The sequence below is a fragment of the Microbacterium sp. Leaf351 genome (genome assembly GCF_001423825.1).
In the GTDB taxonomy this organism is placed as follows: Bacteria; Actinomycetota; Actinomycetes; order Actinomycetales; family Microbacteriaceae; genus Microbacterium; species Microbacterium ginsengisoli.
This window is the reverse complement of sequence record NZ_LMPK01000003.1, coordinates 28,377-34,169: the sequence shown is the minus strand read 5'-3', so window position 1 is coordinate 34,169 and position 5,793 is coordinate 28,377. Positions and strand designations below refer to the sequence as shown.

The following is a 5,793-nucleotide window of genomic DNA, read 5'->3' as shown; positions in this document are numbered from 1 at the left end:
GCTCGTGCGCATCCTCGCGGTGACGCTGTGCGGCACCGACCTGCACATCTTCGAGGACGACTACCCCACCGAGCTGCCCCTGGTGCAGGGGCACGAGCTCGCGGGCGTCGTCGTCGAGACCGACCCCGACCGCGCCGACCTGCGCGGCGCGCGCGTCGTGATCGACCCGGTCGTCGCGTGCGGCGTCTGTCACGCCTGCCGGGCCGGACGGCCGAACGTGTGCGCGTCGCTGTCGGTGCTCGGCTGCTACGAGGACGGCGGCTTCGCCGAGTTCGTCGCCGTGCCGGCGACCCGGGTGCACCGGGTGCCCGCGGGCCTCCCGACGGAGGTCGCCGCTCTCGCCGAGCCGACCTCCATCGCCCTGCAGGCCGTGACCCGGTCGCGCCCGCAGCCGGGGGAGATCGCGCTCGTGCTCGGCTGCGGCCCGATCGGCCTCCTCGCCGCCCTGGCCCTCGCCGACCGCGGCGTCATCGTGCTCGCCGCCGACACCGATGCGGTGCGGGCCGCCACCGCGCGGGGCTTCGGGGCATCCGAGACCTTCGTGGTGGCCCCCGGGTTCCCGGATGCCGCGCAGCAGCGGACGATCGACGAGCTCACCGATCACGCGGGGCCGATCATCGTGATCGAGGCGACCGGCGTGCCGGCGTCGCTGCAGAACGCGGTGCGCCTCGTTGCGAGCGGCGGACGCGTCGTGCAGGTGGGCATCTCGACCCGCACCGTGGAGCTGTCGATGACCGACCTGCCGTACAAGGAGCTCGACCTGCTCGGCAGCCGCAACAGCCTCGGGCTCATCCCGCAGGGCCTCGACCTGCTGTCGCGTCACCGCGGCGCCGCCGAGCAGCTGCTCACCCACGCGTTCGCGTTCGACGACCTCGCCGACGCGTTCGCCGCGATGGCGGACCCGGCCGTGCCGACGGGCAAGATCGTGATCCGGATGCCGCTGGCCGAGGCGGTGCCGGCATGAGCGCCGTCGTGGCGCACGGCGCGGCGGCGCTCCCCCGCGACGTCGACGTGCTCGTGGTCGGCTCCGGTGCCGCCGGGCTCGTCAGCGCGCTGCGGGCGGCCGATGCCGGAGCGCGGGTGGCGGTCGTCGAGAAGGCGTCGACGATCGGCGGCACGACCGCCGCGGGCGGCGGCGTGATCTGGGCGCCGGCGACGGCGGTCGCCCGCGAACAGGGCTGGCACGACGACGCCGAAGCGGGCATCGCCTACCTGTCCGCGAGCTCGGGCCACGTCATGACCCCCGCGGCGATCGAGGGCTACGTGCGCACGATCGGCGCGGCCATCGACTACCTCGCCACCCGCACGCGGGTGCGCTTCACCGCTCTCGCCCGGCCCGACTACCGCGTCGAATGGCCCGGGGCGGCCCTCGGCGGGCGCAGCCTCGACAACGACGCGTTCGACCCGTCGAGCCACCCGGGACTCGCCGACGAGATCCGTCCGTCGTCGTACTTCCCCCTGCTCACGATGGCCGAGCGCGACAGGCTCGACGGCGCCGCCCCCGACCCGGCGCTGATCGCCGACCGCCACGCGCAGGGCGTGCGCACCATGGGCGGGGCGCTCATCGGGGCGCTCGCGGCCTCGGCGGCGGACCGCGGCATCCCGATCATCGCCGACGCCCCCATCGAGGGGCTCCGGCGCACGGAGGACGGGTGGGAGGCGACGTTCGGCGCGGTGGCCGTCATCGCCCGCGCCGTCGTGCTCGCCTCGGGCGGATTCGAGTGGAACCCCCGACTGCGGGACGCCTTCCTGTCGTTCCCGATCACGCCGATCAGCGCCCCCTCGAACGAGGGCGACGGGCTCGAGCTGGGCCTCGCCGCCGGTGCCGCCGTCGCCGACATGACGGCGATCTGGGGCGTGCCGGTGCTCACCCCGCCGGCCCAGCGCTACGACGGTCTGCCGTCGGGGCGCATGGGCAACGTCGAGATGACCCTTCCCGGGTCGATCGTGGTCAACCACGCCGGCGAGAGGTTCGTGAACGAGGCGCTCGCCTATCAGGACACGTCGCGGATGTTCGGCGACACCGACCCGACGACCGGGCGCCCGCGCAACATCCCGGCGTGGCTCGTCTTCGACGCCCGCTTCGCCCGGCGCTACGCGATCGGCGGGTCGGCCACCGGCGCCGCCCCCGACTGGGCCACGACCGCGCCGTCGCTCCCCGAGCTCGCCGTCGCCCTCGGCATCGACCCCGACGGGCTCGCCGCCACCGTGACGGCCTTCAACGCCGCGGCCGCCGACGGGCTCGACCCGGCGTTCGGGCGCGGCCAGAGCGCGCAGGACCGCTTCCTCGGCGACTCGACGCACGAGCCGAACCCGTGCCTCGCACCCCTCACTGAGGCGCCGTTCGCCGCCGTGCCGCTGTCCCCCGGAGTGCTCGGCACCTCGGGCGGCCTCGCCGTCGACGAGGACGCGCACGTGCTCGACTGGTCGGGCGCGCCGCTGCCGGGGCTGTTCGCGGCGGGGAACGTGGCGGCGGGAGTCTTCCGCAACACGTATCCGGGCGGCGGGGCGACCCTCGGGTCGGCCGTCGCACGCGCCTACGCGGCGGGCGACGCCGCCGGCCGGGAAGCCGTCGCGGCCACGTCGGCGCGGGCGGGCGTGCCCGCGTGAGCGCGGCGCCCGTACGGGTGGGGCTCGTCGGCGCCGGGGCGATCGGTCTCACCCACGCGGAGACGCTCGCCCGATCGGCGACGGCGACCCTCGTCGGCGTCGCCGACCCGACGCCCGCGGCGGCTCGGCTCGGCGACGCGCACGGGGTGCCGTCGTTCCCCGACCTCGACGCGCTGCTCGGCGCGACGGCCCCCGACGCCGTCATCATCGCCACCCCCAACGAGCTGCACGTGCCGCTCGCGCACGAGCTCGTGCGTCGCGGCATCCCGATGCTCGTCGAGAAGCCGCTCGGCGCGACCGCCGACGAGGCGACGCTGCTCGCCGACGCGGCGGCCCGTGCCGGGGTGCCGGTGCTCGTCGGGCACCACCGGCGGCACCACCCGGCCGTGCGTGCCGCGTCCGCGGCGATCGCCGAGGGGGCCCTCGGACGCATCGTCGCGGCGTCGGTCACCTCGTTCCTGCGCAAGCCCGACGACTACTTCGACGTGCCCTGGCACCGCACGGCCGGCACCGGGGGCACGTTCCTCATCAACCTCATCCACGACGTCGACCTGCTGCGGCACCTGTGCGGCGAGGTCGTCGCGGTGTCGGCCGTCGCCTCCCGCGCGGCCCGGGGGCTCGACGTCGAGGACACCGGAGCGCTCGTGCTGACATTCGCCTCCGGCGCGGTCGCGACGATCGTCGTCTCGGACATCGCCGCTGCGCCGTGGTGCTGGGATCTCACCGCGGGCGACGCGCCCCGCTTCCCCGTGCACGCTGTCGACTCGCATCGCATCGTCGGCACGGATGCCTCGGTGTCACTGCCCGACGCGACGGTGTGGTCGCATGCGGGCGAGGCCGTGTGGACGACGCCGCTGCGTGGCATCCCGTTGCCCCTCGACGCGGCGAACGCGTTCGACCGTCAGCTCGATCACTTCGCCGCCGTCGCGCGCGGCGAGGCGGAGCCGGTCGTCGGCGCCGCCGACGGCGCGCGCAACGTCGCGATCGTCGAGGCGGTGGCGCGGGCGGCGCGCACCGGGCGGAGCGTCGCGGTCTGAGCGCTCAGGCGTCGCCGAGCACGTCCTTCGCGATGCGGAAGGCCGTGTTCGCCGCCGGCACGCCGCAGTAGATCGCCGACTGCAGGATGACCTCGGCGATCTCGTCGTGCGTGAGCCCGTTGGTGACGGCCGCCCGCAGGTGCATCGCGAGCTCCTCGTGGTGGCCGAGCGCGATGAGCGCTGTCAGCACCGCGACCGAGCGCGACCGCCGGTCGAGCCCGGGACGCGACCACACGTCGCCCCAGGCGTACCGGGTGATGAAGTCCTGGAAGTCCGCTGTCAACGGCGTCGTGCCGGCGACGGCCCGGTCGACGTGCGCGTCGCCGAGCACCGCGCGGCGCACGGTCATGCCCTGGCTGCGGCGGGTCTCGTCGTCGAGGGGATCGGTCGTCATGGCTGCGCCTTCCGGGCGTGGGGGGTGAGGAATGCGATCAGCGCCGCGGCGGTCGCGGCCGGCTGCTCGGCGGGCGGGAGGTGCGCGGCATCCTCGATCACCGCGGCGCGACCGTCAGCGACGCCCTCGGCGATCTGGCGGGCCTTCGCCTCCGGGGCGACCTGATCGTGCCGACCCCACAGCGCGAGCACCGGGGTGTCGATCTCGCCGAGGCGGGCGGACACGTCGTAGGCGGCGAGCGCCTCGCAGCAGGCGGCGTAGCCCTCGTCGTCGGCGTCCTGCAGGGCGTGCAGCAGGCGGCCCGACAGCTCGGGCTCGCGCGCCATCGACTCGGGGGCGAACCAGCGCTGGGCCGACCCGATGATGAGCGCCGACGTCGACTGCGCGCGCACGGTCGCGGCGCGCTCGTGCCAGCTCTCGGGGGTGGCGAGCAAGGCCCCGGAGGCGACGATAGCGGCCGCGTCGACGAGACCCGGATGCCGCAGCAGCAGCTCGAGCCCGGTGGCGCCTCCGAGGGACACGCCCGCGTAGAGGGCGTGTCCGCCGTGCGCACGGATGAGGTCGGCGACCGCGTCGGCGAGCTCGCCCACCGTGAACGGGGCGGCCGGGGAGGGAGCGTCACCGTGACCCGGCAGATCCCACGCGATCACGCGGAAGCGCTCCGCGAGCGCCGGGAGGGTGTTCTCCCACAGGATCGTCGAGGTGCCGAGGGACGGCCCGAGCACGAGCAGCGGCGCATCGGCGGGCCCGACCGGATTGGTCGCCGCGATCACGGGCGCGGTCATGCGTCCTCCTCGGCGAGGGTCTCGTCGACGAATGCCGCGGCCAGCCCGAGATAGCGCGCGGGGTCGAGCAGGTCGTCGAGGTCGACGCGCAGGCCGCGGGCCGCGAGCGGTGCCTCGAGCAGTGTGCGCAGGTCTCCGCCCGTCGTCGCGCCGGCGATCGCGGCAGCCACCGTGTCGGCGCCGATGAGCGGGGCGAGCTCGGCCGAGAGCCGTTCGGCGACGATCAGCCCGTCGCTGAGCGCGAGGGTGCGCGCCACGGCGTCGAGGTCGACGACAAGACCGGCGGTGAGCGCCGCCGCCGTGCGTGCGGCCCCCAGCGCGACGCGCAGCAGCTCGCGCAGCGCGGGCCATTCGGCGTGCCAGGCGCCGTCGGGGCGCTCGTCGACGGCGCCGGCCGCCGCGAGGTGCAGGGTGGCCGCGAGCTGCGGTGCGCGCAGCGCCGCCGATCTGACGAGCACGGATGCCGCGGGGTTCCGCTTCTGCGGCATGGCGCTCGAGCCACCGCCGACCCCCTCGGACAGCTCGCCGATCTCGGTGCGCGACGCGGTCGCGACGTCGGCGGCGATCACGCCGAGCGCGTCGGTGACGGCCACGAGCGCATCGCCGAGGCGGGTCACGGGGCGGCGTTCCACGTGCCAGGGGGCGGCGGGAGCGGCGAGAGCGAGCTGCGCGGCGAAGGCGGCGGGCAGCTCGCGGGCCGTCGCGGGATCACTGAGCACGACCGCGGACGCGAGGGTGCCGCCGGCGCCGCCGAGCTGCGCGGGCAGGGCGGCGAGCGCCGCGGCGAGATCGGCGCGCGCCGCGCGCACACCGCGCAGCCACGACGCGAACCGGGCGCCGAGCGTCGTCGGCACGGCGTGCTGGGTGAGCGTGCGGGCCGCTGCGGGCACGTCGCGGTGAGCGCGGGCGAGGGCCGCGAGGGAACGGGCGGTCGCCCGCAGGTCGAGGTCGATCTGCTCCCCCGCGC

Annotated in this window: 6 protein-coding genes; 3 read left to right on the top strand and 3 right to left on the bottom strand. The window is 76.0% G+C overall.

The window, feature by feature from the left end; translation table 11 throughout:
* The 3 genes from ASG00_RS01630 to ASG00_RS01620 all read left to right on the top strand — a co-directional run.
* Positions 1-964 (top strand): alcohol dehydrogenase catalytic domain-containing protein (locus tag ASG00_RS01630; RefSeq protein ID WP_082482978.1); only part of this gene is annotated, 964 nt, incomplete at its 5' end.
* Positions 961-2,610 carry an FAD-dependent oxidoreductase gene (locus ASG00_RS01625; RefSeq protein WP_056206363.1) on the top strand — a complete coding sequence of 550 codons (1,650 nt, stop codon included), beginning with the start codon at positions 961-963 and terminating at the stop codon, positions 2,608-2,610. The genes ASG00_RS01630 and ASG00_RS01625, both read left to right, overlap by 4 nt.
* Positions 2,607-3,647 (top strand): Gfo/Idh/MocA family protein, encoded by a 1,041-nt coding sequence (locus ASG00_RS01620; RefSeq protein ID WP_056206360.1) that lies wholly within the window; start codon positions 2,607-2,609, stop codon positions 3,645-3,647. Before ASG00_RS01625 ends, ASG00_RS01620 begins: the two co-directional genes overlap by 4 nt.
* A gap of 4 nt (positions 3,648-3,651) precedes the next feature.
* Here the strand turns inward: ASG00_RS01620 and pcaC are convergent, their stop codons facing one another.
* From pcaC to ASG00_RS15055, 3 genes are all read right to left on the bottom strand, one after another.
* A complete protein-coding gene (pcaC, locus tag ASG00_RS01615; protein ID WP_056206358.1) occupies positions 3,652-4,041 on the bottom strand; it encodes a 4-carboxymuconolactone decarboxylase in 390 nt (129 codons plus the stop codon).
* Complete coding sequence (locus ASG00_RS01610) at positions 4,038-4,826, bottom strand: alpha/beta fold hydrolase (protein ID WP_056206356.1); 789 nt, start codon at positions 4,824-4,826, stop codon at positions 4,038-4,040. Before ASG00_RS01610 ends, pcaC begins: the two co-directional genes overlap by 4 nt.
* Positions 4,823-5,793: lyase family protein (locus ASG00_RS15055; RefSeq protein WP_056206354.1), on the bottom strand; the 971-nt coding region annotated here is incomplete at its 5' end. The genes ASG00_RS15055 and ASG00_RS01610, both read right to left, overlap by 4 nt.

Excerpts from the sequence above, each read along its gene's own strand:
- ASG00_RS01610 (WP_056206356.1), bottom strand. The coding sequence starts at position 4,826 with ATGACCGCGCCCGTGATCGCGGCGACCAATCCGGTCGGGCCCGCCGAT.
- ASG00_RS01625 (WP_056206363.1), top strand. The coding sequence starts at position 961 with ATGAGCGCCGTCGTGGCGCACGGCGCGGCGGCGCTCCCCCGCGACGTC.
- pcaC (WP_056206358.1), bottom strand. The coding sequence starts at position 4,041 with ATGACGACCGATCCCCTCGACGACGAGACCCGCCGCAGCCAGGGCATG.